Genomic DNA, 23,741 nt, shown 5'->3' on the forward strand with positions numbered 1-23,741 from the left:
AACAGTCATGACAGAGAACAAGCTGATCATCGGCACCGCGCCCGACTCCTGGGGCGTGTGGTTTGCGGATGACCCCAAGCAGACCCCGTGGGAGCGCTTCCTGGACGAGGTGGCCGAGTCCGGCTACAAGTGGATCGAGCTGGGCCCGTACGGTTACCTGCCCAACGACCCCACCCGGCTCGCCGAAGAGCTCAAGCAGCGCGACCTGAAGGTCTGCGCCGGAACCGTCTTCACCGCGTTCCACCGCGGCCTGGACCAGTGGGAGCAAGCCTGGGAGCCGGCCCGCAAGGTCGCCGAACTCACCGCAGCCATGGGCGGCGAGCACATCGTGGTCATCCCCGCGATGTGGCGCGACGACGTCACCGGGGAGGCTGTGGAGAGCGGCACGCTCAGCGACAAGGCCTGGAGCGACCTGTTCGCCGGCCACAACCGGATGGGAAAGACGCTGCTCGAGGACTTCGGCCTGAAGCAGCAGTTCCACTCCCACGCCGACTCGCACGTCGGAGCCCAGGAGGACATCGAAACGCTGTTGGGCGCGACGGACCCGCAGTACCTCAACCTGTGCCTGGATACCGGCCACGCGGAATACTGCGGCGCCTCGAGCCTGGAGCTCATCAAGAACTACCCGGACCGGATCGGGTACCTGCACCTGAAGCAGATCAACCCGGACGTCCTGAAGAAGGTCAACGAGGAAAACATGACCTGGGCCGCGGCAAACCTGGCCGGCGTCATGACCGAACCGCCCAACGGCCTGCCCGACCTGCGCGCGGTCATCGAGGCCGTCGAGGCGCTGGACCGGCCCATCTTCGGGATTGTGGAGCAGGACATGTACCCGGTGGCCTTCGACGTTCCGATGCCCATCGCCAAGCGCACCCGCAACTACCTGCTGTCCTGCGGCTCCCGCACCGCGGTCAACTAGCCTCCGCCCCGGCATCCCAAACGTAAGGAAAGAACAATGACTGAAACCCTTCGCGTCGCCGTTATCGGCGCCGGCCGCATGGGCGCGGACCACATCCAGCGCCTCAGCAAGCGCATCCACGGCGCTGAAGTTGCCGCCGTCGTCGACGTTGACCTCGCCCGTGCGCAGGCGGCCATCGAGGGCATCCCCGGGGCCGTTGCCCTGGCCGACGCCGAAGAGGCGCTGAACAACGGCGACGTCAACGCCGTCCTCATCGCCACGCCCGGCTTCCTGCACGAGGAGATCCTGCTCAAGGCCATCGCCAAGGACATTCCCATCCTGTGCGAGAAGCCGCTGACGCCGGATGCCGAGTCGTCCTGGAAGATTGTCCAGGCTGAGGAGAAGCTTGGCCACAAGCGCATCCAGGTGGGTTTCATGCGCCGTTTCGACGCCGAATACGCAGCCCTGGGCTCGGTCATCCGCGACCGCGAACTGGGCGAACTGCTGATGCTGCACCACCAGCACCGCAACCCGACCACGCCGGCGGGCTTCACCAACGAGATGCTCATCAACGACTCCGTGGTCCACGAGTTCGACGCCATCCGCTTCTTCACCGGCGAAGAGATCACCTCCGTCCAGGTCCGCCTTGGCAAGGCCACGAAGAACGCCCCGGCCGGCCAGCACGATCCCCAGCACGTCCTGATCGAAACCGAGTCCGGTGTCCTGGCGGACGTCGAAATCTACGTGAACGCGAAGTTCGGCTACGAAGTGGCCACGCAGGCCTCCTTCGAGGACGGCATCGTCAGCATCGGCGGCGACAGCGGCCCGTACCTGCGCAGCAACGGCCGCTGGGGCGGCAAGGTCACGCCCGGCTTCGAAGAGCGCTTCGGTGCCGCGTACGACGTCGAAATCCAGGCCTGGGTTGACGCCGCGCTCCGCGGCGAAATCGGCGGACCCACCGCCTGGGACGGCTACGCCACCGCCGCCTGCTGCGAAGCCGGCGTGGAGGCCCAGAAGAACGGCGAGAAGGTGGCCGTGAAGCTGAACGCCAAGCCGGCCCTGTACAGCTAAGCCCCCGCCCTTGGAGTTTTTGTCCAGATAATGCGACTTAGAGGCCCTCAAGGTTGCATTGTCTGGACAAAAACTCCGTTCGTTAACCGACTCTTTCCACAGACTCTTTCCACAATGGAGTGTTCCTCGTGAAAATCGCCCTTGACCCCACCCCCTTCCACCACAGCCACAGCCTGCTGGAGTTCCCCAAGGTGGTGGCCGACCTCGGCTACAAGTACATGCAGATGACGCCGCACCCGGATTTCATCCCCTTCTACAACCACCCGAAGGCCGACGACGAACTCGTGGGCCAGTTGAAGAAGGCGTGCACCGACGCCGGAATCGAAATCGCGTCCATTCTGCCTGTGCTGCGCTGGTCCGGCCCGGACGAGGACGCCCGCGAGGCGGCAGTGCGCTACTGGAAGCGCGCAATCCAGATCGCCGTGGACCTGGGCGTGGGCACCATGAACACCGAGTTCAGCGGCCGCCCGGAGCTGGCCGAGGAATCCGAGCGCGCGTTCTACCGCTCCATGGAGGAACTGCTCCCCATCATCGAGCGCGAAGGCATCGACCTGCTCATCGACCCGCACCCGGACGACTTCGTGGAGGAAGGCCTGGCCGCGATCCGCGTCATCCGTGGCCTGAACTCCAAGAACGTCGGCATGGTCTACGTGGCCTCCCACAGCTTCCACATGAAGAACTCGCCGCTGGACATCATGCGCGCCGCGGGGGACAAGCTGCGCCTCGTCCACGTCGCCGACACCATGGACCACCACGCCTCGCACGGACTGCGCTACATCACCAACCCGCCGGGCAACGCCGTCCGGGTGCACCAGCACCTGAAGATCGGCGACGGCGACGTGAACTGGGACGAGTTCTTCGGCGGCCTGAAGGAAATCGGGTTCCTGGACCGGGACGACACCGTAATGGTGTCCAGCGTCTTCGCCGAAGACGACAACGCCGAGGAGGTTTCCCGTTTCCAGCTGGACACCATGAAGCAGTACGTGCAGAAGGTCAGCGTATGACGGCCGCGCCTTCTGGCAAGGCTGACTTAAAACACCAGCGGGCGCTCCGCACGGTCACTATCATTTCCACCTTCGGCGGCCTGCTCTTCGGCTACGACACAGGCGTCATCAACGGCGCCCTGCCCTACATGCAGGAGGACCTGGGACTGACCCCGCTGGCCGAGGGGATGGTGACGTCGTCGCTGCTGTTCGGTGCCGCCTTCGGTGCACTGTTCGGCGGCCGGCTGGCGGACCGGAACGGCCGCCGCAAGATGATCATGGTCCTTGCCGTCATCTTCCTGGTCGGCACGCTGTCCTGCACCCTGGCTCCGAGCACCGAGTTCATGGTGGCGGCCCGGTTCATCCTGGGCCTGGCCGTGGGCGGGGCGTCCGTGACGGTGCCGGTGTACCTTGCGGAGGTGTCGCCGTCAGCCCGACGAGGGCGGATCGTGACGCAGAACGAGCTCATGATCGTCACCGGCCAGCTGCTTGCCTTCATCTTCAACGCCTACCTCGGCAACACCTTCGGCGAAGCCGGGGGCATCTGGCGCTGGATGCTGGTAATCGCCACACTGCCGGCCGTCGCCCTGTGGATCGGCATGGCCTTCATGCCCGAAAGCCCCCGCTGGCTCGCCTCCATGGGCAGCTTCGGCGAGGCGCTCGGCGTGCTCCAGCGCATCCGCTCCAAGGCCGAGGCCACGGCGGAGTTCGACGAGGTCAAGGCCATGGCCGTGGAGGACTACAAGTCCAAGATGGGGTCCTGGAAGGACCTGCAGGTTCCCTGGCTGCGGCGGATCTTCTTCGTCGGCGTCGGCCTGGCCGTGATCCAGCAGATCACCGGCGTGAACTCCATCATGTACTACGGCACCCAGATCCTGGCGGATGCCGGCTTCGGCCGCGAAGCCGCACTGAGCGCCAACATCGCCAACGGTGTCATCTCCGTGCTGGCCACCTTCGTGGGCATCTGGCTGCTCGGCAAGGTGGGGCGCCGCCGGATGCTTATCACCGGCCAGATCGGAACCACCTCGGCGCTGCTGCTGATCGGACTCTTCTCACTGATCCTGCCGGAGGGCACCGGCCGCGGCTACGTGATCCTGGCGCTGACCGTCACGTTCCTCGCATTCCAGCAGGGGGCCATCTCACCGGTCACCTGGCTCATGCTCTCGGAGATCTTCCCGCTTAAGCTGCGCGGCCTGGGCATGGGCGCGTCGGCCTTCGTGCTCTGGATTGTGAACTTCCTGATCGGATTCGGCTTCCCGCAGCTGCTCGCCGCCGTCGGCATCTCCAACACGTTCTTCGTGTTCGCCGTCCTGGGTGTCGGGGCGATTCTCTTTGCCGCTAAGTACATTCCCGAAACCAAGGACAAGAGCCTCGAGGACGTGGAGCACTTCTTCAAGCACCAGGCCGGCGTCCCCGGCGGAGTCAAGACCGAAGCCAAGACCGACGTCGGAGCGGGAACCCCGGTCCACTAAGACCGCTCCCGCTCGGAGTTTTTGTCCAGATAATGCGCTCTCGAAGGCCCCTCGAGGGGGCATTATCTGCACAAAAACTCCACGCCTGAGGCAGTTATGCACCCAAGCGTTCGACGGCGGGCGGTCAGTCTAAGCGTTCGACGTCGGGCGGAGGGCCGGGCTGGCAGCTCTAGACGCCGGCGTGGAGGCGGGGGAGCGCGTCCACCAAGGGCGCCAGCTCCGGCACCTCCTGCGCTTCGGCCAGGGTCCGCTCGAGCGTGGCGTCGTGGACCGGCCGCGCGTCAGCCAGCAGCTTGCTCCCGCTGTCCGTGAGTTCGGTGTAAATGCCGCGGCGGTCGTCCGCGCACAGGATGCGGGTCAGCAGGCCGCGGTCCTCCAGCCGGTTCACGAGGCGGGTGGTCGCGCTGGCACTGAGGGCAGTGGCCCGGGCCAGCTGCTGCATGCGCATGTGCCACCCGTCCTGCCGGCTGAGCGCGTCCAGCACCGTGTATTCGACGACGGAGAGCTGCGCCTGCCCCTGCAGCGACCGTTCCAGCTCCGCCTCGATCAGCCCGTGCAGGGCCGCCAGGGTCCGCCAACCCTGGGCGCGCACCTCAACGGCGTCGTCCTTGATGCCCATGGGCTCTCCTCCTTCGGTTCTCCGGCCCCTTTGGAAACAGAGCACGGCACAGAAATAGTTGCTTGCGCGGCATATTTGCTTGTGCAACAATTACTTGCGTAGCAATAAATAGCGCGCCTGCAACTATTAGCTTACGTCGCGCTCCCCATTCAGTACAGTTCCGAAGGAGCACATCAATGCCTGTTGGCCTGATAGCCCTAGCACTCGGCGGGTTCGGCATCGGACTCACCGAATTCGTCATCATGGGCCTGCTCCCCGAAGTGGCCTCGGACTTCCAGGTGAGCGAAGCCTCCGCCGGCTGGTTCATCTCCGGCTATGCCCTCGCCGTCGTGGTGGGGGCACTGGGGCTCACCGCCGCGGTGTCCCGCTTCCAGCGCAAGCCCGTGCTGGCCGCTCTGCTGGTGCTTTTCGTCGCCGGCAACCTCCTGTCCGCCATTGCGCCCGACTACTGGGCGATGATGGCAGGCCGGGTGGTTGCCGCCCTCGCACACGGCGCCTTCTTCGGCATTGGGGCGGTGGTGGCGGCCGGCATGGTTGCCCCGACCAAGAAAGCCGCCGCCATCGCCATCATGTTCACCGGGCTCACGGCCGCCAATGTCCTGGGCGTACCGCTCGGCACGCTGCTGGGCCAGGCGGCCGGGTGGCGTTCCACCTTCTGGGCCATCACCGGCATCGGAGTGCTGGCGCTGGTGGGCATCCTGGCCCTGGTGCCCAAGGCAGGGAACGGTGACACCGTTAGCGGTGGACTGCGCAGCGAGCTCAGCGCCTTCCGCTCCGGCCAGGTGTGGCTGTCCATCCTGGTGACCATCCTCGGCTACGGCGGAATGTTCGGCGCCTTCACCTACATCGCCTTCACGCTCACCGAGGTTTCCGGATTCGCTGCCTCCACGGTGCCCTGGCTACTGATTGTCTTTGGCATCGGCCTGTTTATCGGCAACACCCTCGGCGGTAAGGCGGCCGACCGCGACGTCGACCGCACCTTGCTCGCCGTGCTCTCGGTCCTCGTCGTGGTGCTGGTGGTTTTCGCCCTGAGTGCGGGCAACCAGGTGCTTACCGTCGCGTCGCTGCTGCTCCTTGGCAGTTTCGGGTTTGCCACGGTGCCCGGCCTGCAGATGCGCGTCATGAAGTACGCGGCCAAGGCGCCCACGCTGGCGTCCGGAGCCAATATCGGCGCGTTCAACGTGGGCAACGCCCTCGGCGCCTGGCTCGGTGGCGTGACCATCACCACCGGCCTGGGCTACACCTCGCCCATCTGGGCAGGGGCCGGGATTACCCTGCTGGGCCTTCTGGTGATGGCCGGCGCCGCCGCCCGGGCACACGCGAGTGCACGCCACGTTCCTGCTCCAGGGGCTCCCGTTCCGGGCGAACGAGCCGAGGCAACAGTTGCGTCCCAAGCGGGCGTGGAGAAGGAAGCGGCGGCCGGTTCAGTCCATGCTGAACCGGCCGACGTCGGACCCGTTTCCGTCCGCTAGCCCCGCGGCCCCCGCACCCCGCGCGACAGCGGCGCGGCAGGCCGGCACGGCAGGGCGCGACGGCGGCCTGGGGAAGTTCCGGCCTATGCCCCGAACGGCAGCCGGGGGTCCAGGTTCTGGCTGTCCCAGGTCTGGCGCACCCAGCCGTGGTGCGGGTCGTCGCTGATGAGCCAGTCGCGGACGCGGCCGGGCCCGGCCATGACGTTGAGGTAGTACATGTCGTAGCCGGGGGCGGCCATGGCCGGGCCGTGCCAGCCGTAGGGGACCAGCACCACGTCGCCGGTGCGCACCTCGGCCGAGACGTCGATGGGCCGGTCATCGGAGGCGTAGACCCGCTGGTAGCCGATGGCGTCGGCATTCCCGCCCGGGCCGGCAGAACCTGAAGCCGCGGACGCCGGGATGTCGGCCACCCGCGTTTCGAAGTAGTAGATCTCCTCGAGTTGGGTCTCGCCCTCCTTCTCCTCGTCATGCTTGTGGGGAGGGTAGGAGGACCAGTTCCCGGCCGGCGTGAGGACTTCGCAGACGATGAAGCGGTCGGCTTCCAGCGCGGCGGGGGTGCCGAAGTTGTGGACCTGGCGGGAACAGTTTCCGGCCCCGCGCAGTTCCACCGGCGTCTCCGCCGCGGTGATCAGGCGGGTGGGGTACTGGACCTTGGCGGGCGCCGTCGCGATGGCCACCCGGCCGCCGTCGGACGACGTAACCGTCACGGCCTTGTCCGTCCCGGAGTACAGCACGTCGGTGGGGCCGCTGAAGACGCTGGCGCGCCCGGCAAGGGGGTGGTCCAGCCCGTCCACGGTGGCCGTGAACGCCCCGCTCAGCGGGATGACAATCCGTTCCTCCGCGGCGGGCGGGAGTTCGACGACGGCGCCCGGCGCCAGCGTGGCCACCTTCAGTCCCGTGTGTTCCCAGCCTTCCACGGCAAGTGTCGAGTCGGACGTCCCCAGCGAAACGTCCCAGCAGCCTTCGGCTGCGCTGCCCAGGGGGTATACCCATTCAGCCATCAGTTCGTGTCCCTTTCGGATGTGTGGTGGTCGGTCCGGCGCACGACGGCCCGGCGCAAGGGCGGGCATGTCGCCGCCCCGCGCTGAAGGAGCCGGTTTGTTCCTAGCGCTGAACCAGTGTCATTTCGAAGCTGTAGGAGTCGCCGCGGTAGACGTGGTGCCCGGTCTCGACGTTGCGGCCCGTGTCATCGACGGCGGTGCGTTCCATGGTGACCAGGGCTGAGCCCGGTTCCGTTTCAAGCAGGGGAGCCTGGTAGTCGTTGGCCACCATCGCGCCGATCCGCTGCGTGGCCAGCCTGAAATTGACGCCGCCGCTGCGCAGGATGCCGTACAGGCCCTGCGCCTTCAGCAGGTCCTCGTCGATGTGGGTTATGTCGTCGCGCACCCAGTTCTCCATCAGGGCCAGTGGCTTGCCGCCCACCTTCCGGAGCCTGGTGAAGTGGTAGACCTTGGCGCCGGCGGCGAGGTGCAGGGCCTCCCGGGTGGCGGCGTCGGCCTCGATGTGGGCAAAGGTGAGCACCTCGGTGGTGGGCTTACTGCCGTTATTCGTCAGGTCGTCGTACAGGCTGGACAGCTCAAGCGGGCGGCGGACCTGGCTGGACACCACCTGCGTGCCGACTCCCCGCTTGCGGACCAGCAGCCCGGACCGGACCAGTTCGTCCATCGCCTTGCGCATGGTGGGGCGGGAGAGGTTCAACTGGGCGGCGAGATCGATCTCGTTCTCCAGCCGGCTCCCGGGTTCCAGCAGGCCGGTATGGATGGCAGCCTCGATCCCCTGGACGACCTGATGGTACAGCGGCACCGGCGACGAGCGGTCGATGCTAAGGCGTAGTTGGTTCGCCATTGAGTGCTCCCTTTGTGCTGCAGGTTCCCGCGTCCAGAAGGCCTGTATGTCAGTGCATGTCCGTTTGTTAGGACATACTCTGATTTTGATCATAGCAGGGCGCCGCGGGCAGTCAAGGAGCCCTGCAGTTAGCGGGCGCGGCAGGCCTCCACGAACACGCGGAACGGGCCAAGCCTCTGCTCTTCCGTCAGTTCCATGGCCTCCGGATGCCACTGCACCGACGCGACCCACCGCTCGGGGTCCTCCAGCGCCTCCACCGTGCCGTCATCCGCCACGGCGGTCACCAGCAGCCCCGGCGCCACCCGGTCCACGGCCTGATGGTGGCCGGAGGCGATCTTGACTTCCATTGCGCGTGCGTCGCCTCCGGCTGTGTCACTGGCGGCTGCGTCATCTGCGGCGGCACCGGCGCCGGTTGAGGCCGGTCCGCCAGCCTCCGGATTTTCGGCGGCGGCGTACATCTTCGCCACCTTGGATCCCCGGGTGATGGTCACCTCGTGCCAGACCCATGGCCTGTTGGCCGCTGCCGGGATCTGGCGGTGTGGCACGGTACCCGGTGTCATGTCCTGGACCAGCGTTCCGCCGTAGAGGACATTGAGCAGCTGGTGCCCGCGGCAGATTCCAAGCACGGGCATGCCGGCATCGAGCGCGCGCCGCGCCACAGCGATGTCCAGCCGGTCCTGCTCGGCATTGACGTCATAGAGCGTGGGCCCCGGTGCCTCGCCGTAGAGGCGCGGGTCAACGTCGCCGCCGCCGGGAAGCACGACGCCGTCCAGCGCCTCGGGCGCGTCCGGCGCCTTATCGCCGTCGGAAGTTCCGCCGTCGCCCTTTCCACTGTTGGGTGCGCCGCTCAGCCCGCCCTCCAGTGACTCAGCGGTGAGCAGCACCGGCTCCCCGCCGACATCGCGGATGAGGCTGACGATGCAGCCGAAGAGGTTGTTGGCCTTTGCCACCCGCGGGTCCGGATCCGCCGAGCTGCTGAACCGGACGGGGATTCCGATCCGTGGCCGGCGCTCTTGACGCGGCCCCGCGCTCTGTGCCGCGTCTGCATCCGGCGCTGTGTCCGGGTTCTGCGCTGCGTCCGGGGTCTGCACTGTTCCTGAATTCCGCGGTGAATTCTGCATCCTCAAATTCTGCCCCATATCCGGCCGGTTAGGCTGGCCGGATGAACAACCGCTATCTGGTGTCCCGGGACCGTTTCATCGCCGCGGCGCCGGACGTGGTCTTCGAGGTCCTGGCCACTCCCGCGCTGCACAGCGAAATCGACGGATCAGGCACCGTCAAGGGCGCCCAGCCGCGGGGGCCGTTGCGCCTTGGCCCCGGGGCCAAGTTCGGCATGGAAATGAAAATCAGGGTTGATTACTGGATCCTCAACACCGTCACTGAGTTCGAGGAGGGCCGGCGGATCGGCTGGCGCCACTTCTACGGGCATGTGTGGCGTTACCTGCTGGAACCGGCCACGAGCAGCAGCGGCGTCCCCGGAACGCTCGTGACCGAACAGTGGGATGCGCGCCATGTCCGCGGCAAGTTCCTGCTCCGGCTGGCCGGCTACCTGGGCCGCCATCCGGCGAATATCGACAGGACGCTTGCCAGGCTGGACACCTACGTTGCGGGTGCGCAAGCCGGGGGCTGACGCACTTTCGTGCCAGTTTTACTGGGACTGCGCGGGTTTCGGTAGTGTGGGGAGCAGTAGGCAAGGCGAAAGTAGGGCAGTCGATGGGGCGCAGGACACTTGTTGACGACCTGGTTGACGGTCTGCTGGATGACATTCTTGACGGCAGGCTCAAGCCGCATGATGCGCTGCCGCCGGAAGCCGACATTGCCAAGGCCTACGACGTCAGCCGGCTGACCGCCCGCGAAGCGCTGAAGGCACTCCGGGCGCAGAATATCCTTTACGTCAAAGCCGGCCGCGGAACGTTCGTGAACCCTGCAGACAGCTGGACCGGCCTCGACGCGATCATCAAGGCCGCGTCGCACGGCAATGCGGACGACCAGGTTTCCCGCGGCCTGATCGAGGTGCGGCGCATGGTGGAGACCGGCGCCGCAGCGCTCGCGGCCAGGCGCCACACTCCTGAGCACGCCGAGGAGATGCGGGCGTCCATCGCGGACATGAAGCGGTTTCACCAGGCAGGCGACCTGGACGGGTTCGTGGCGGCGGACATCGCCTTCCACGACACCGTGCTGAAGGCTTCCGGCAACCCGTTTGTCCGCGCCCTCCTGGCCCAGCTGGGCCAGTCCCTCTACCGCGCCCGTCGCGAGACGTCGGCCATCGAGGAGATCCAGCGCCACGCCATCGCCTTCCATCAGCGCGTGCTGGAGAGTATCCTCACCGGCGACTCCGAGCTGGCCCGCAAGGCCATGGACGAGCACATGGACCAGACCTTCGAAGACTACGAACGCTACGTTCACGGCAACCGTTCCTAGGTTCTGAGTTCCTGGGAGCCGGTGTCCCTGAGGCCTGACTTTTCTCCTCCTCTGCATTTTTCTGGGCCTGACGTCGTTCTGGCCCACTTTTTTGCCGCCGCAACCCTTTTCGTCTTGACGTAACGCTCGTCACCCTCCTATGCTTTTGGTCATGTTCTTCCGTCAGATGTCTGACATCAGATTAAGTACCGACATTCCCCTTTGAAGCGGATAGAACCCAATAGAAAAAAGCATCGGATTCCCCGGGCGAAGCCGCCGGATCGGAAACCGACAGACAGAAGGTCGATGATGACTTCATTCACCACAAAGTCCTCCGGACTTGGCGAGCTTGGAGACCGCACGCTCCGCAAGGTCCGCCGCCGCGTAATGCCCCTGATTGTGCTGCTTTACTTCATCGCGTATCTGGACCGGAACAACGTCGGCTTCGCGAAGCTGACCATGAGCGAGGACATCGGCCTGAGCGCCGCAGCCTACGGCCTGGGCGCCGGCATCTTCTTCCTCGGCTACGCCGTGCTCGAAATCCCCAGCAACGCCGGCATGTACAAGTTCGGTGCCCGCAAGTGGCTGGCCCGCATCCTTATCACTTGGGGCATCTTCGCAGCGGCGATGGCCCTGGTGAACGGCGAAACCACCTACTACATCATCCGCTTCCTGCTGGGCGCGGCCGAGGCCGGCTTCTTCCCCGCCATCCTCTTCTACCTGACCCTGTGGTTCCCGGCCGCACAGCGGGTAACCGTGCTGGGCATCTTCATCCTGGCCCAGCCCGTCTCCAACGCACTGGGTGCCCCGGTTTCCGGCCTGCTCCTCCAGATGGACGGCATCATGGGCCTGCAGGGCTGGCAGTGGCTCTACATCATTGAAGGCATCCCCGCCATCCTGCTGGGCGTACTCACCCCCTTCCTGATGACGGACCGCCCGCGGGACGCCAAGTGGCTCAACGCTGACGAGCGCGAATGGCTCGCCACCACCATGGACGCCGAACTGGCAGCCAAGTCCAAGGGCAGCAGCCACAACTTCCTGGCCGGTCTTAAGGACAAGCGCACCATCGTCTACTCGGCCCTTTACTTCGGCCTGGTCTGTGGCATCTACGGCCTGGGCCTCTGGATGCCCACCATCGTCGCCGCCCTGGGCAAGTTCTCCACCGCTGAGGTCGGATTCATCGTCCTCATCCCGTACGCCATCGCTGCGGTCTTCGTCTACTTCTGGAGCAAGCGCGCTGACAAGACCGGCAAGCGTGCCTGGCACAGCGCCGTCAGCATGGTCCTGGCCGGCCTGGGACTGCTCGGCGCCGGTTTCCTGCTTCCGGTCAACCCTGTCCTGGCACTCATAGCCCTGACCGCCTCAGCCATGGGCATCTACGGGGCCATCGCCCCGTTCCTGTCGATGCCGTCCGCAGCGCTCACCGGCGCAGCCGCCGCCTCCGGCCTGGCCATGGTCAACTCGCTGGGCAACCTGGGCGGATTCGTCGCCCCCTACGCAGTGGGCATTTTGAAGGACGCCACCGGCAACAACCAGAGCGGCCTGCTGTTCCTCTCCTTCTGCCTGTGCGTTACGGCCGTGGCCACTTACCTCTATGCCCGCAAGCGCCCTGAAGGCGATGCCGCTCTGGATCCGGCAGTCAAGGCCGCCGCAGACGTTTCAGCCAGCCGCTAAAGACCCATCCGAGAACCACCCGAAGGAATACCCGCAATGAGCTCAATCACCCCTTTCCCCGCAGAACGCACCGTTGTGCTGACCGGCGCGGCCTCTGCCCGTGGCATCGGCCGCGCGGCAGCTGACCGCATGGCCAGCGAAGGCTGGTCCATCGCAATCCTGGACATCAACGCCGAGGACGCGAAGGCCGCGGCCGCGGAGATCGGATCCAACCGTGCGGTGAAGGCGATCGGCGTCGGCGCCGACGTCTCCGATGAGGTGTCGGTGGACCGGGCCATCACGGAGATCGAAGAGGCCTTGCCGCCGATCGTGGCCCTTGCCAACCTGGCCGGCATCAGCTCACCAACCCCCTTCATGGAAACCACGGTTGCCGAGTGGGACAAGGTCTTCGCGATCAACATGCGCGGCACCTTCGTGGTGTCACAGCGGGTCCTCAAGGGAATGATCGAACGCAAGCTCGGCCGCATCGTGAGCATCTCCTCCATCTCCGCCCAGCGCGGCGGGGGGACCTACTCCAAGGTTGCCTACAGCGCCTCCAAGGCCGGCATCATCGGCTTCACCCGTGCCCTGGCCCGCGAGGTCGGCGAGTTCGGCGTGACCGTGAACGCCATCGCCCCGGGCCCGATCGACACCGACATCATGGGCGGCACGCTGAGCGAGGAGCGCAAGGCACAGATGTCCGAGGGCATCATGATGGGCCGCGTGGGAACCCGCGAGGAAGTGGCAGCCCTGATCTCCTTCCTGCTGGGCGCGGACTCGGGCTACATCACGGCCGCGACCTACGACATCAACGGCGGCCTGCAGGTTTCCTGACCCGTTTCTGATTCGAGTGAAGTGCCCTGCCGGGATCCCGGCAGGGCACTTCGTCTTTGAAGTAGGTAGCAGTTGTGGGCGTTCCCAGTGCTGGAAACGCCCACAGCTGCTACCTAGTTGGGTTCGTCGGCTCCGGCATCCCGCCAGAACACGGCACTAGGCTGGGCACCATGAACCCCTCCGGCAGCCTGAACCCCAGCCCGCGGACCCTTGAGGTGAACAGCGTCGCTAGCTTTGACCGGCTGGTCAATGCCGGGGCCCGGGCGATGCATGGCTGGCACGCCCAGTCGCTGGACCTCCGCGGACGCGGCACGGCCTTGGCAGCACTGGACGCCGAGGGTGCGATTTTCCTGGGCTGCACCTTCGACCCGGGCGTGGAGGCTTCACTCCGCAGCCGGGGCGCACTGATTTTTCCGCGGCTTACCGGTGTACCTTTCAATCCGTACCGGGCGGGGCTTTACACGCCGCAGGAGCTGTACGCAGGCATCGTCGATGAACCCTACGAGAAAACCCCCGATGCTTTGGTCTACCAATGGAGCATCCGGCCGGGTCAGCGGAACCGCCTCGATTCCACCCTCGCCGCAGCCCTGCACGATCACGCCGTAGGCGATGCCCTGGAGGAGTTCGTCCGCAGCCTCAACAGCGGGGGCCGTTCCATCGTCGGGGTTATGGGCGGCCACGCCCTGCAGCGGGGGACCGGCGGCTTCGCCGCTGCCGCCACGCTGGGCCGGCTCCTGGCCCGCCGCGGCCACCTGGTGGCCACCGGCGGCGGGCCGGGGGCCATGGAGGCGGCGAACCTTGGCGCCTACCTCAGCGCGGCTGACGACGACGATTTCCACGGTGTGCTTCGAGAGTTGGCGGGCGTCCCCGGCTTCCGCCCCTCGGTGTCTGCCTGGGCACGTGCTGCGGCGGCCGCCGTCGAACGCTTTCCGGGCGGAACAGCGTCCCTCGGCATTCCCACCTGGTTTTACGGCCACGAGCCGCCCAACTATTTCGCCACTCACATCGCCAAATACTTTGCCAACGCGGTCCGCGAGGCCATTCTCCTGGAGGTCTGCAATGGAGGGATCGTGTTCCTGCCCGGTGCGGCGGGCACCGTGCAGGAGATCTTCCAGGATGCCTGTGAGAACTACTACGGCGCCCAGGAGACCATGACGCCCATGGTGCTGGTGGGCCGGGAACACTGGGAGGAACGGTTTCCGGCCTGGCCCATGCTGCAAAGCCTCGCTGCCGGCCGCGCCATGGAGCAGCGGATCTTCCTGGTGGACAGCGTGGACGAGGCGCTCACGGTCCTCGGCGGGTAAGGCGCCCCGCTGGCACGACGCCCTGCTGGAATAACGCCCCGCTGGAATAACGCGCCGCCGGAATAAGCGGGCGGCCTACAGGTCCTTGCGGCAGGGTGCCTTGCCCAGTTGATACAGGCCGTTCAGGTCGCCGGCCGCGAGCCCGTCGGGGGCGCCGATCTCCGGATACATGAGCTGCACGGGGTCGTCGACGTGCTCCAGCCCCATCACGTGGCCCAGTTCATGGAGGATGACGGCGGTGGCGTAGGCGGTGCCGTCGGGGCGTTCCAGTTCCGCAGCCAGCTGCGGGGCATCGAGTTCCAGGCTGCCGGTGACGTAGCTCTTAGGTCCGTTTCCGTAGCTGTAGTGGGTACTGCCACCGGTGCCGATGACCTTGCCTGCCAGTTTGGGAGCCGCGCCCGGTGTGGTCCAGCTGATGAGCATGGGTGCCCAGCGGTCGCCGTAGGCCCCTGGCTGGTAGGGGGCGCGCTGGTCCTTGGGCTTCTCGTCGGTGGCGCCGTCGTCGACAAACTGGATGCCGGTGGCGCGGGAGATTTCCTGGATCGCCAGGGTAACCAGGCCCGCTGCACCTGCAGGCGCAAGGCTGGCATTCACCACGTAATGCAGCGGACGGCAAGGTGAGTAGCCCACGGGGGAGCCGTCGCTGTTCACGGCCAGAAACCTGTATGAGCTGCTCGGTTCCGGAGGTGGCGCCGGCGTGCTCAGGGGAGTGGCTGCTTCCTCGAGGCCCGACGGCGGTGCGCCCCCGGTACTGCCTGGCCTCCGGGGCCGCCGGACCCGGCTCCGCCGGACCCGCCGCCGTGCCCGGGTTGCCCCGTTTGCCCGGCCCGATCCTGGCCAGCACGATTGCGGCCGTCCGGATCCTGGCCGGCCGGATCCAGACCAGAATCGTCCCGGCCGGAATCATCCTGCCGGGACGCGGGCTGGTCCCCGGAACCAATGCGAAAGTTCAGCACGCCCGCAAAGCGGGGGTCCCCGTACGCCATTCCGGCCGCAAGGAACGCCGCACAACCGAGGGCAGCGAGCACGATCAGATGGCGGATAAACCTCGCCGCCGCGGTGGCCGGAGCCGAGTGCCGCGGCAGGTGCCGGTGCCGGTGCCGGCGCTGCATTCGACCAGGGTCGTGGCTCTCCACTGCACCCCTTTCACGGCATTCCTCGGCGGCGTCGCCTCCACAGGGTAAACAAGTATCAGGCAAACGGGCCCACTTTACAGTTCCGCTCGCCACGCCCTGAAACCAGCTGCCGGAAACCAACTGCCCGGAGACCGGCTGAGCGGTCAGGGAAGTTAAGGCAATCCCCGTCAATCAGGCGATCACAGCGCCAAATGCCATGCCCAGGAGATAGGTGACGCCAGCTGCTCCCAGCCCGATGGCGAGCTGCCGCAGTCCGCGGGTCAGCGGCGAAGTGCCGGACAGCAGGCCAACGGTGCCGCCGGTGGCCAGCAGCGCGATGCCCACGAGGACGGCCGCCACAATCAGGGCGGCTATCCCGGTCATGCCAACAAGGAAAGGAATGATGGGTACGATCGCGCCCGAGGCGAAGAAGCAGAAGCTGGAGAGCGCGGCCCCCCAGGCAGTGCCTACGGCTTCGTGTTCGTCCTCGGTCTCGGGCAGTTCGGGATGGAGCGAGAGGCTCGGATCGCAGTCGCACGTGAAGAGGCCCATGCGCTCGGCGACGCGGTGTTCGGCGGCCTCGCGCGACATGCCGCGGGCCAGGTAGACCAGCAGGAGCTCGTTGTGTTCGATGTCCAACTGGGGTGCCGCCACCAGCGTCACTTGCGTGGGCTTGGTGGCAGCCAGGAGCTCGCGCTGGGAACGGACGGACACGAATTCGCCTGCGCCCATGGAAAACGCGCCGGCCAGGAGTCCGGCGATACCGCTGAGCAGGACCACGCCGCTGCCAACGCCTGTGGCCGCCATGCCCATAACCAGCGAAAGGTTGCTGACCAAACCATCGTTGGCTCCGAAGACGGCGGCCCGGAAGGTGCCGGCCAGCCGGTTGCGGCCGCGCGTAGCCAGACCGCGGACCACTTCCTCATGGATCTGTTCGTCGGCCGCCATGGCCGGAGTGGCGGACGGTTCCCTGGTGTAGGGGGAGCGGCCCTCGGCCCGCTGCGCCAGCGCCAGCACAAACACGGACCCGAAGTGCCGGGCGAGGAAGCCCAGAAGGCGACTGCGGAAGGAGGCGTGCCGGGGCTTGCCAGCATGCTCGCCCAGCAGCTTCAGCCAGTGCGCCTCGTGGCGGCCTTCAGCTTCGGCGAGGGCCAGAAGGATGGCGCGCTCTTCGCCGGAGCGGTTCTGCGCGAGGTCACGGTAGACGGAAGCCTCGGCCCGCTCGTCGGCCAGGTACTGGCGCCAGCGCTTGATGTCTGCAGTGGTGGGCTCCGGCCGGGGTGCGGCGGTCCCGTTCGGTGCTGCGCCGTTCGTTGAAGCAGACGGGGCGGATGCGTTGCCGGTGGTGTGAGGGCCAGATTTTGCGTGCTGAGACACGGGAACTCCTGGGTAGCTGGGACGTGATGCGGCCCCATTGCATCGCCTACTTTACCGCGTAATTCCGCGGTTTTTCGGCCGGTAACCCTTAGCCAGAAGTTTAGGGAACCCTCAATAACGCCGGCTTCCGGAGCCAAGGCCGCCCGGCCCGCGGGGACGCCCTTGACCGCCTGCAGCCGCGGTGATCTGATGAAAATGTGCCCCGCTGATGCCGGGTACGGAAGTCCAACCACACGGAGGTCTGCCTGATGAACACCAACGGATCGCGCCCCGAGCCGGACACCCGCCATACCATCGAGTCCGATCCTGCCTATGACTTTGCCGAGGACGCGCCGGTGGACGAAGACTGGGACACGGAAGACGAATTCCTTGACTCCGAGGAGAGGGTTGTCCCCGCCAGTTCCGAGGCAGTGGACGACGACGAACGGGTAGTTCCGCGCGATGCGGACGACGAGTTCCGTGCGGACGAAGGCTACGAAGCCTAAAGCCCCCGTTCAGCATTGTTCCAATGCTGACGCCCGTTCCGTCCCTGGACCGTTTCCTCCCGCTTTAGCCCAACTCGTTAAATCGCGACGGCGGTGCCTCCTTACGCTGGGAGGCACCGCCGTCGTCGTACTTCTTAGAGCTGCCGGATCGCCGGGAAAATCACCGGACTGTCGCCGTGACCGGCACTTCCTCAGTGTCCTTGCCGGCCACGCGGCGGTACCAGCGGCTCATGACCGCGGGGTCCGTCGGCTTGGTCAGCAGCGACACTGCAACGTAGACCACGGCGGAGGCGAGCAGGCCATAGTAGATCGGCTCGTTGGCGAAGACGCCGTCCAGCGGTGCCTTGGCGTTGATCTCCAGAACAATCATGGTCCCGAGCGTCACCACGGATCCGACGGCCATGGACGCCGCGGCCGCGATTCCCGTGCCGCGCTTCCAGATGAGTCCGCCGAGGATGGCCACGAGGAGGCCGCCCACCAGGATGTCGTAGGCGATGGTGAGGGCCGCGACGACGTCCTTGGTGATGATGGCGATCAGGATGGCCACGATGCCCAGCCCGAGGACCCACATGCGGTTGGCCTTGACGTCGTGCTCGGGGTTGTCGGAGTCATCGGTGTTGATGGTCTTGCCGAACCAGCCGGCGACGAACGGCAGCACGTCCGCACGGGCCACGGTGGCAGCCGCGATCAGGGCGCCGGACGCGGTGGACATCATGGCCGCGACGGCGGCGGCGAGCACCAGGCCGCCGATGCCGATGGGGAGCAGGTTCTGGGCCACCTCGGCGTAGACCACGTCCTTGCCTTCCGTGGCGACGTCGATGGCCGGCAGCGCCACGCGGGCGGCCAGGCCAATCATGGCGCCCGCTGCGCCGTACAGGATGCAGTATATGCCGGCCGTGGCGCCACCCCAGCGGGCAACCCGGGGCGTCTTGGCGGTGAACACGCGCTGCCAGATGTCCTGGCCGATCAGCAGGCCGAGGGTGTAGACGACGAAGTAGGTGATGATCGTCTGGACGCCGATGCCGTCGATCTGGAAGAAGCTGGCCTCCACGCGGCTGCGGATGCCGTCCAGGCCGCCGGCTGCGTTGAGTGTGAAGGGCAGCATGAGGAAGAAGATGCCCACGGTCTTGATGACGAACTGGACCTGGTCGGCCAGGGTGATGGACCACATGCCGCCGATGGTCGAGTACACCAGCACGATGGCGCCGCCGATGGCAATGGCGAGTGCCCGGTCCCAGCCGAACAGGACCACGAAGATGGTGGCGTAGGCGCTCGTGGAGGTGGCGCAGAGCATCAGGGTGTAGGCGAGCATGATGATGCCGGAGGTCCGGGTGGCCTGGCTGCCGTAGCGCAGGGACAGCATCTGGGAGACGGTGTAGATCTTCAGCTTCTGGATGGTTCCGGCGAAGAGCAGGCTCAGCAGCAGGACTCCGGCGCCGATCGCCACCACGAGCCACATGCCCGAGATGCCGAACTTGTAGCCCAGGCCGACGCCGCCAACGGTGGAGGCGCCGCCCAGGACGACGGCGGCCATGGTTCCGGTGTAGAGGAACGGGCCCAGGCGGCGGCCGGCCACGAGGAAATCGCTGTTGTTCTTGGTGCGGGACTTGCCCCACCAGCCGAAGGCCAGCATGGCGGCCAGGTAGACCACCACGATGGCGATATTGACGAAACTTGCGTCCATGATTTGGGGATCCTTGGAGCTTTGGCAGCTGGCGGGCCTCGCGGAGCGGGCTGGCCGGATGGCGCTGCACTGAACGGAAATCTGGGGGAACGCGGGGTTCCTTGCTGCGCGTCTCCTCGTGGGAGTTGTTTCACAAGCAACAGTTGTTGCGTTAGAGCGTAGGGTGTGATTCGAGTAACAGTCAAGACGCAAAGCCCCGGGGCGCGGTTTGCCCCGCGTCACGGAGGGGCCGGGCGGCTAATATGACTCCAATGATGGGGCCGAACTGCCGGCCGTGAAAGGTTCGTAAATGAAGGCACTACCAGTTGAGCCGAGCAATGTTCCGGTTGCCATCGGTTCAAGAATCCGTGCCGCGCGCCAGTCCCAGCGGCTCACCATCGAGCAGGTGGCCGACGCCACCGGATTGACCAAAGGTTTCCTGAGCCGCGTGGAGCGGGATCTCACCTCACCCTCCGTGGCCTCGCTGGTGACGCTCTGCCAGGTGCTGTCGATCTCCATTGGTGACCTGTTCGCCGCACCGGAAACCCACCTGACCAAGCGGGATGCCGGTCCGCGCATCTCCCTCGGCGGCGAAGGGATCGTCGAGCGGCTGCTGACCGCACGGTCCGAACGGCGCGTACAGATCATCCAGGCCGTCATCGATCCGCGCGGACGCGGCGAATCGGAACTGTATGCCGTTGACTGCGACGTCGACGTCCTGCACGTGATCAGGGGGACCATCAAGCTCATCCTGACGAACGAGGAGTATGAGCTGACCACCGGCGATACGGTGACCTTTCCGGGCCGGGAGCCGCACACCTGGGTCAACCCCACCGATGAGGCCGTGGAAGTTCTTTGGGTGCTGGTGCCGGCGGCCAGCCGGTAGCGCTCTTCCGTCGTTGGACCCGGGTTGCCTGTTGTGTGGCAGCCCGGGTTTTTACTGCCCTCCTTTCCCATTTCAGGTAAACAGTCGGTGCGTAGTAGGCAACTCCGTGTGTATGATGGCTGTCACAACCCACCTCCACATTTCATCCTCGAAGGAGAAGCGTTCCTTTGGAAGAGCTGCGCATCGAAGCCAACGGCAACCTTGGCCCCATCGATTCATCCCGTATTCCCCGCTACGCCGGAGCGGCCACCTACGCCCGCCTGCCGCGCCTTGACCAGGTGGCCAAGTCGGACATCACCGTGGTGGGCGTGCCCTTCGATTCCGGCGTCTCTTACCGCCCTGGTGCCCGCTTCGGCGCCAACCACGTCCGCGAGGCCAGCCGGCTGCTCCGCCCGTACAACCCCGCCTGGGACGTCAGCCCGTTCGAGAACTGCCAGGTGGCCGACGCCGGGGACATGGCCGTGAACCCGTTCAACATCAACGAGGCCATCGAGACCATCCAGCAGAACGCCCTCGACCTGACGGCGGGCGGGAGCAAACTGCTCACCCTCGGCGGTGACCACACCATCGCGCTGCCGCTCCTGCGCGCCGCCGCTGAGCGCGCCGGCGGCCCCATCGCCATGCTGCACTTCGACGCCCACCTGGACACCTGGGACACCTACTTTGGTGCCGAGTACACCCACGGCACGCCGTTCCGCCGTGCCGTGGAGGAAGGCATCCTGGATACGGAAGCCATCAGCCACATCGGCACCCGCGGCCCGCTGTACGGGAAGAAGGATCTCGACGACGACCACCGGTTCGGGTTCGGCATCGTCACCTCCGCGGACGTTTACTACCAGGGTGTCCTGGAGACCGTGGCCAAGGTGCGCGACCGGATCGGGGGCCGTCCGCTGTACATTTCCGTGGATATCGACGTCCTGGATCCCGCCCACGCGCCCGGAACCGGCACGCCGGAAGCCGGCGGCATCACCAGCCGGGAGCTGCTGGAGATCATCCGCGGCTTCCGCGGCATGAACCTCGTTGGCGCCGACGTCGTTGAAGTGGCCCCGGCCTACGACCACGCCGAGATCACCGGTGTGGCCGCCAGCCATGTTGCCTACGAGCTCGTCACCCTCATGGCGGACAACACCGTCGCCGGAGACCGCTTCGGCGCCGAGACCGGCTACGCCGCCCAGGCCCTGGGCCGGGAAGCCCGCCGTCCGGCAGGGTTCGCGGCCGCCTCGCCCGCGCCGGCCGACAACGGCGCGGTCCGTGCCGCCGTAGGGGAGTACTCCCAGTGACCGGTGTCCGCAACGGCGGGGACCTCGTCGTCGAAACCCTCGAGGCGCTGGGTGCGAAGACGGTGTTCGGCATCCCCGGCCAGCACGCGCTGGGCCTCTTCGACGCGATGGGCCGGGGAAACCTGAAGTTCGTGTCCTCCCGCGTGGAGAACAATTCTGCGTTTGCGGCGGACGGCTACTCACGTGCCACGGGGAAGGTGGGCGTGCTGTTCCTGTCAACCGGGCCGGGCGCTCTGACGTCGCTCGCCGGGCTGCAGGAAGCGTACGCCACGGGCGTGCCCATGGTGGTGGTCGCCAGCCAGATCCCGCTCGAGGGGCTGGGTGCCCGGCGGAAGGGCATGCTGCACCAGCTGGATGACCAGAAGGCGTCGGCCGCGAACGTCACCAAGAGCCAACGCCTGATCCAGCACGCGTCGGGCATTCCGTCCGCCATCCAGGATGCCTGGACCGAGGCGATCTCGTCGCCGCAGGGCCCGGTCTGGCTGGAAGTCCCGCAGAATGTGCTGCTGGACCCCATCATGGTGCCGCCCGTGGAGGATGCGCTGGCCGAAGCGGCGGACAACCCGCCGCGCGTCGAGCTTGTCCGGGAAGCCGTGAAGTGGCTGTCGGCGGCGGAGCGTCCGGCCATCATTGCCGGCGGCGGAACCCGCCGGGGCCGGGCGGAAAAGTCGCTGCTCTCGATCGCGGAAAAGCTCCGGGCTCCCGTCATCTGCACGCCCGGCGGCAACGGGGCCTTCCCCTGGAACCATGAACTGTCGCTGCAGTCGTGGATTGAGGACCGGCATATGACGGACCTCCTTGAGGATGCGGACGTCCTGGTGGTGATTGGCTCCTCGCTCGGCGAAGTCACGTCCAACTACTTCACCTTCGAACCGCGCGGCAGGATCATCCAGATCGACGCCGAACCGCGCGTCCTGGAATCCAACCGGCCTGGGCTGGGAATCCGCGCCGACGCCGGCCAGGCGCTCGCGGCCCTCGACGCTTCGCTGGTGGTGCCCGCCGACGCCCGGCCTGACTGGCACGGAACCTCGCCGGAGGACCTCGTCCGGGAGTCGCTGCGCAAGGTGAAGGAGCGGCTGGAATCGCAGGACCTGGCCAAGGAACTGCAGTTCATGGCCGACATCCGCGAGGCAGTCCCGGCGAACATGCAGACTTTCTGGGACATGACCATCTCGGCCTACTGGGGCTGGAGCTGCTGGGACGCCCGGGAAGGGCAGTTCCACTCGGCCCAGGGCGCCGGCGGCCTGGGCTACGGGTTCCCGGCGGCGATCGGCGGGGCCGTGGGCCTGGAAACCGTGGGCAGGTCAGCGGCTTCGGCGCGCGTCCTGGCGGTTTCCGGCGACGGCTCGGCCATGTACTCCATCGCCGAACTTGCCACCGCGAAGCAGCACAACGTGCCGGTCACCTGGTTGATCGTGGACGACGGCGGCTACGGCATCCTCCGCGAATACATGGTGGGTGCCTTCGGCAAGGCCACCGCCACCGAACTCGCCCGGCCCGACTTCGTGAAACTGGCGGAATCCTTCGGCGTGCCCGCCACCAGGGTCGCCCCGGAGGAAGTGGGGGGCGCCCTCAAGGCGGGCTTCGCCGCGGACGGCCCGAACGTCGTCGTCGTCGAAACACTGCTCAAGATGTTCGCCCCCACCCACCTGGGGGACTGACTCACCTTCGATAACAAGCGCGAACTGGCAGCTGATGCCCTCAAAACTCGATTTTGAGGGCATCAGCTGCCAGTTCGCGCTTGGCGTTTAACGCACCTCACACTTGGTTAGTTTCCTAAAGCAACCATTTATTGCTATAGTTGCCTAAGGCAAGCAATAAGGGGCAGTCCATCATGGCAGTTGAGCCAAACACCGCGGCCGAACTCGTACGGCAGATCTTCGACCTCCAGCGCGCCGTCCGGTGCGCGGCAGTCTCGAACTCGCGCGGCCTGGAGGCGGGAGTCGCGCTGCAGGGCGTCCTCCGGTTCGTGGGGGAGAAGGAGTCCCGCGCCACGCACCTGGCCGCACGGCTGGGTGTCAGCGCTCCGGTCCTCAGCCGGCACATCGCCGAACTTGAGGAACTCGGGCTGGTCCACCGCCGGCCGGACCCCGACGACGGCCGGGCGCAGCTGGTCGCCCTCACCGACGCCGGCCGCGCCAAGCTCGTCGAGATCGAGGAACACCGCGTGGCCACGCTGCAGGAATACCTCCAGGACTGGAGCCAGCAGGACGCCGCCGAGACGGCGAAAGTACTCTCCAAACTTGCGGAATCCCTGCGGGAATCCGCCCGGGCAACGACGGCCGGCCCCACCACAACCATCACCAAACGCAAGGAGCAGTTCATTGGCTAGCCACGCTGCCGTCTCCGGGACGGCCACGTCACGCCCTTCGGCCCACCCGCCG

Annotated in this window: 23 protein-coding genes; 16 read left to right on the forward strand and 7 right to left on the reverse strand. The window is 66.6% G+C overall.

The window, feature by feature from the left end; translation table 11 throughout:
• Positions 1–7 precede the first annotated feature (7 nt).
• The 4 genes from ACHMXB_RS00430 (at position 8) to ACHMXB_RS00445 (ending at position 4,424) form a co-directional block, all read left to right on the forward strand.
• Complete coding sequence (locus ACHMXB_RS00430) at positions 8–919, forward strand: sugar phosphate isomerase/epimerase family protein (protein WP_395401783.1); 912 nt, start codon at positions 8–10, stop codon at positions 917–919.
• Positions 920–955: 36 nt separating this feature from the next.
• The gene (locus ACHMXB_RS00435) at positions 956–1,969 is read left to right on the forward strand and encodes a Gfo/Idh/MocA family protein (RefSeq protein ID WP_395401785.1); all 1,014 of its coding nucleotides are present in this window, start codon (positions 956–958) and stop codon (positions 1,967–1,969) included.
• A gap of 128 nt (positions 1,970–2,097) precedes the next feature.
• Complete coding sequence (locus tag ACHMXB_RS00440) at positions 2,098–2,973, forward strand: sugar phosphate isomerase/epimerase family protein (RefSeq protein ID WP_395401787.1); 876 nt, start codon at positions 2,098–2,100, stop codon at positions 2,971–2,973.
• A complete protein-coding gene (locus tag ACHMXB_RS00445) occupies positions 2,970–4,424 on the forward strand; it encodes a sugar porter family MFS transporter (protein ID WP_395401789.1) in 1,455 nt (484 codons plus the stop codon). Before ACHMXB_RS00440 ends, ACHMXB_RS00445 begins: the two co-directional genes overlap by 4 nt.
• Positions 4,425–4,593: 169 nt before the next feature.
• Here the strand turns inward: ACHMXB_RS00445 and ACHMXB_RS00450 are convergent, their stop codons facing one another.
• The gene (locus ACHMXB_RS00450) at positions 4,594–5,043 is read right to left on the reverse strand and encodes a MarR family winged helix-turn-helix transcriptional regulator (protein ID WP_395401791.1); all 450 of its coding nucleotides are present in this window, start codon (positions 5,041–5,043) and stop codon (positions 4,594–4,596) included.
• A gap of 176 nt (positions 5,044–5,219) precedes the next feature.
• On the opposite strand from ACHMXB_RS00450, the gene ACHMXB_RS00455 reads away from it, so the two are divergent.
• Complete coding sequence (locus tag ACHMXB_RS00455) at positions 5,220–6,515, forward strand: MFS transporter (protein ID WP_395401793.1); 1,296 nt, start codon at positions 5,220–5,222, stop codon at positions 6,513–6,515.
• A gap of 83 nt (positions 6,516–6,598) precedes the next feature.
• Here the strand turns inward: ACHMXB_RS00455 and iolB are convergent, their stop codons facing one another.
• From iolB to ACHMXB_RS00470, 3 genes are all read right to left on the reverse strand, one after another.
• Positions 6,599–7,516 (reverse strand): 5-deoxy-glucuronate isomerase, encoded by a 918-nt coding sequence (gene iolB / locus ACHMXB_RS00460; protein ID WP_395401795.1) that lies wholly within the window; start codon positions 7,514–7,516, stop codon positions 6,599–6,601.
• A 103-nt stretch (positions 7,517–7,619) separates the two neighbouring features.
• Positions 7,620–8,360 (reverse strand): GntR family transcriptional regulator, encoded by a 741-nt coding sequence (locus tag ACHMXB_RS00465; RefSeq protein ID WP_111902934.1) that lies wholly within the window; start codon positions 8,358–8,360, stop codon positions 7,620–7,622.
• A 128-nt stretch (positions 8,361–8,488) separates the two neighbouring features.
• Positions 8,489–9,481 (reverse strand): gamma-glutamyl-gamma-aminobutyrate hydrolase family protein, encoded by a 993-nt coding sequence (locus ACHMXB_RS00470; RefSeq protein ID WP_395401798.1) that lies wholly within the window; start codon positions 9,479–9,481, stop codon positions 8,489–8,491.
• A gap of 41 nt (positions 9,482–9,522) precedes the next feature.
• Between ACHMXB_RS00470 and ACHMXB_RS00475 the strand changes: the two genes are divergently transcribed.
• The 5 genes from ACHMXB_RS00475 to ACHMXB_RS00495 all read left to right on the forward strand — a co-directional run bounded on the left by ACHMXB_RS00475 (position 9,523) and on the right by ACHMXB_RS00495 (position 14,551).
• Positions 9,523–9,990: an SRPBCC family protein gene (locus tag ACHMXB_RS00475; RefSeq protein WP_395401800.1), complete on the forward strand. Its 468-nt coding sequence runs from the start codon at positions 9,523–9,525 to the stop codon at positions 9,988–9,990.
• Between the two features lie 83 nt (positions 9,991–10,073).
• The gene (locus tag ACHMXB_RS00480) at positions 10,074–10,781 is read left to right on the forward strand and encodes a FadR/GntR family transcriptional regulator (protein WP_395401802.1); all 708 of its coding nucleotides are present in this window, start codon (positions 10,074–10,076) and stop codon (positions 10,779–10,781) included.
• A 285-nt stretch (positions 10,782–11,066) separates the two neighbouring features.
• The gene (locus ACHMXB_RS00485; protein ID WP_395401804.1) at positions 11,067–12,434 is read left to right on the forward strand and encodes an MFS transporter; all 1,368 of its coding nucleotides are present in this window, start codon (positions 11,067–11,069) and stop codon (positions 12,432–12,434) included.
• A 36-nt stretch (positions 12,435–12,470) separates the two neighbouring features.
• Positions 12,471–13,247 (forward strand): SDR family NAD(P)-dependent oxidoreductase, encoded by a 777-nt coding sequence (locus ACHMXB_RS00490; protein ID WP_395401806.1) that lies wholly within the window; start codon positions 12,471–12,473, stop codon positions 13,245–13,247.
• A 170-nt stretch (positions 13,248–13,417) separates the two neighbouring features.
• Entirely contained in the window at positions 13,418–14,551 is a 1,134-nt protein-coding gene (locus tag ACHMXB_RS00495; RefSeq protein WP_395401808.1) for an LOG family protein, read from the forward strand.
• A 75-nt stretch (positions 14,552–14,626) separates the two neighbouring features.
• Here the strand turns inward: ACHMXB_RS00495 and ACHMXB_RS00500 are convergent, their stop codons facing one another.
• Entirely contained in the window at positions 14,627–15,202 is a 576-nt protein-coding gene (locus ACHMXB_RS00500; protein WP_395401810.1) for a matrixin family metalloprotease, read from the reverse strand.
• 14 nt (positions 15,203–15,216) lie between these two features.
• Between ACHMXB_RS00500 and ACHMXB_RS00505 the strand changes: the two genes are divergently transcribed.
• Positions 15,217–15,735, forward strand: coding sequence for a hypothetical protein (locus tag ACHMXB_RS00505; protein ID WP_395401812.1), 519 nt, complete (start codon positions 15,217–15,219; stop codon positions 15,733–15,735).
• Positions 15,736–15,858: 123 nt separating this feature from the next.
• Here the strand turns inward: ACHMXB_RS00505 and ACHMXB_RS00510 are convergent, their stop codons facing one another.
• Complete coding sequence (locus ACHMXB_RS00510) at positions 15,859–17,043, reverse strand: VIT1/CCC1 transporter family protein (RefSeq protein WP_395401814.1); 1,185 nt, start codon at positions 17,041–17,043, stop codon at positions 15,859–15,861.
• Positions 17,044–17,291: 248 nt separating this feature from the next.
• Here ACHMXB_RS00510 and ACHMXB_RS00515 point away from each other — a divergent pair, with 248 nt between their 5' ends.
• The gene (locus tag ACHMXB_RS00515; protein WP_102973224.1) at positions 17,292–17,528 is read left to right on the forward strand and encodes a hypothetical protein; all 237 of its coding nucleotides are present in this window, start codon (positions 17,292–17,294) and stop codon (positions 17,526–17,528) included.
• Positions 17,529–17,688: 160 nt separating this feature from the next.
• Here the strand turns inward: ACHMXB_RS00515 and ACHMXB_RS00520 are convergent, their stop codons facing one another.
• Positions 17,689–19,212 carry a sodium:solute symporter gene (locus ACHMXB_RS00520; protein ID WP_395401816.1) on the reverse strand — a complete coding sequence of 508 codons (1,524 nt, stop codon included), beginning with the start codon at positions 19,210–19,212 and terminating at the stop codon, positions 17,689–17,691.
• A gap of 289 nt (positions 19,213–19,501) precedes the next feature.
• Here ACHMXB_RS00520 and ACHMXB_RS00525 point away from each other — a divergent pair, with 289 nt between their 5' ends.
• The 4 genes from ACHMXB_RS00525 (at position 19,502) to ACHMXB_RS00540 (ending at position 23,689) form a co-directional block, all read left to right on the forward strand.
• A complete protein-coding gene (locus ACHMXB_RS00525; protein WP_111902923.1) occupies positions 19,502–20,077 on the forward strand; it encodes a helix-turn-helix domain-containing protein in 576 nt (191 codons plus the stop codon).
• 167 nt (positions 20,078–20,244) lie between these two features.
• Positions 20,245–21,357: an agmatinase gene (speB, locus tag ACHMXB_RS00530; RefSeq protein WP_395401819.1), complete on the forward strand. Its 1,113-nt coding sequence runs from the start codon at positions 20,245–20,247 to the stop codon at positions 21,355–21,357.
• On the forward strand, positions 21,354–23,018 hold the full coding sequence (locus tag ACHMXB_RS00535) for a thiamine pyrophosphate-binding protein (RefSeq protein WP_395401821.1): 1,665 nt from the start codon (positions 21,354–21,356) through the stop codon (positions 23,016–23,018). The genes speB and ACHMXB_RS00535 overlap by 4 nt, the downstream gene beginning before the upstream one ends.
• 173 nt (positions 23,019–23,191) lie before the next feature.
• Entirely contained in the window at positions 23,192–23,689 is a 498-nt protein-coding gene (locus ACHMXB_RS00540) for a MarR family winged helix-turn-helix transcriptional regulator (protein ID WP_395401823.1), read from the forward strand.
• Positions 23,690–23,741: the final 52 nt, after the last annotated feature.

It is taken from the genome of Arthrobacter sp. UC242_113 (genome assembly GCF_044054585.1).
Lineage (GTDB): Bacteria > Actinomycetota > Actinomycetes > Actinomycetales > Micrococcaceae > Arthrobacter.

Excerpts from the sequence above, each read along its gene's own strand:
- ACHMXB_RS00455 (WP_395401793.1), top strand. The coding sequence starts at position 5,220 with ATGCCTGTTGGCCTGATAGCCCTAGCACTCGGCGGGTTCGGCATCGGA.
- iolB (WP_395401795.1), bottom strand. The coding sequence starts at position 7,516 with ATGGCTGAATGGGTATACCCCCTGGGCAGCGCAGCCGAAGGCTGCTGG.
- ACHMXB_RS00475 (WP_395401800.1), top strand. The coding sequence starts at position 9,523 with ATGAACAACCGCTATCTGGTGTCCCGGGACCGTTTCATCGCCGCGGCG.
- ACHMXB_RS00515 (WP_102973224.1), top strand. The coding sequence starts at position 17,292 with ATGAACACCAACGGATCGCGCCCCGAGCCGGACACCCGCCATACCATC.
- ACHMXB_RS00525 (WP_111902923.1), top strand. The coding sequence starts at position 19,502 with ATGAAGGCACTACCAGTTGAGCCGAGCAATGTTCCGGTTGCCATCGGT.
- ACHMXB_RS00450 (WP_395401791.1), bottom strand. The coding sequence starts at position 5,043 with ATGGGCATCAAGGACGACGCCGTTGAGGTGCGCGCCCAGGGTTGGCGG.
- ACHMXB_RS00505 (WP_395401812.1), top strand. The coding sequence starts at position 15,217 with ATGAGCTGCTCGGTTCCGGAGGTGGCGCCGGCGTGCTCAGGGGAGTGG.
- ACHMXB_RS00495 (WP_395401808.1), top strand. The coding sequence starts at position 13,418 with ATGAACCCCTCCGGCAGCCTGAACCCCAGCCCGCGGACCCTTGAGGTG.
- ACHMXB_RS00470 (WP_395401798.1), bottom strand. The coding sequence starts at position 9,481 with ATGCAGAATTCACCGCGGAATTCAGGAACAGTGCAGACCCCGGACGCA.
- ACHMXB_RS00540 (WP_395401823.1), top strand. The coding sequence starts at position 23,192 with ATGGCAGTTGAGCCAAACACCGCGGCCGAACTCGTACGGCAGATCTTC.
- ACHMXB_RS00490 (WP_395401806.1), top strand. The coding sequence starts at position 12,471 with ATGAGCTCAATCACCCCTTTCCCCGCAGAACGCACCGTTGTGCTGACC.
- ACHMXB_RS00430 (WP_395401783.1), top strand. The coding sequence starts at position 8 with ATGACAGAGAACAAGCTGATCATCGGCACCGCGCCCGACTCCTGGGGC.
- ACHMXB_RS00445 (WP_395401789.1), top strand. The coding sequence starts at position 2,970 with ATGACGGCCGCGCCTTCTGGCAAGGCTGACTTAAAACACCAGCGGGCG.
- ACHMXB_RS00520 (WP_395401816.1), bottom strand. The coding sequence starts at position 19,212 with ATGGACGCAAGTTTCGTCAATATCGCCATCGTGGTGGTCTACCTGGCC.
- ACHMXB_RS00485 (WP_395401804.1), top strand. The coding sequence starts at position 11,067 with ATGATGACTTCATTCACCACAAAGTCCTCCGGACTTGGCGAGCTTGGA.
- ACHMXB_RS00465 (WP_111902934.1), bottom strand. The coding sequence starts at position 8,360 with ATGGCGAACCAACTACGCCTTAGCATCGACCGCTCGTCGCCGGTGCCG.
- ACHMXB_RS00480 (WP_395401802.1), top strand. The coding sequence starts at position 10,074 with ATGGGGCGCAGGACACTTGTTGACGACCTGGTTGACGGTCTGCTGGAT.
- ACHMXB_RS00435 (WP_395401785.1), top strand. The coding sequence starts at position 956 with ATGACTGAAACCCTTCGCGTCGCCGTTATCGGCGCCGGCCGCATGGGC.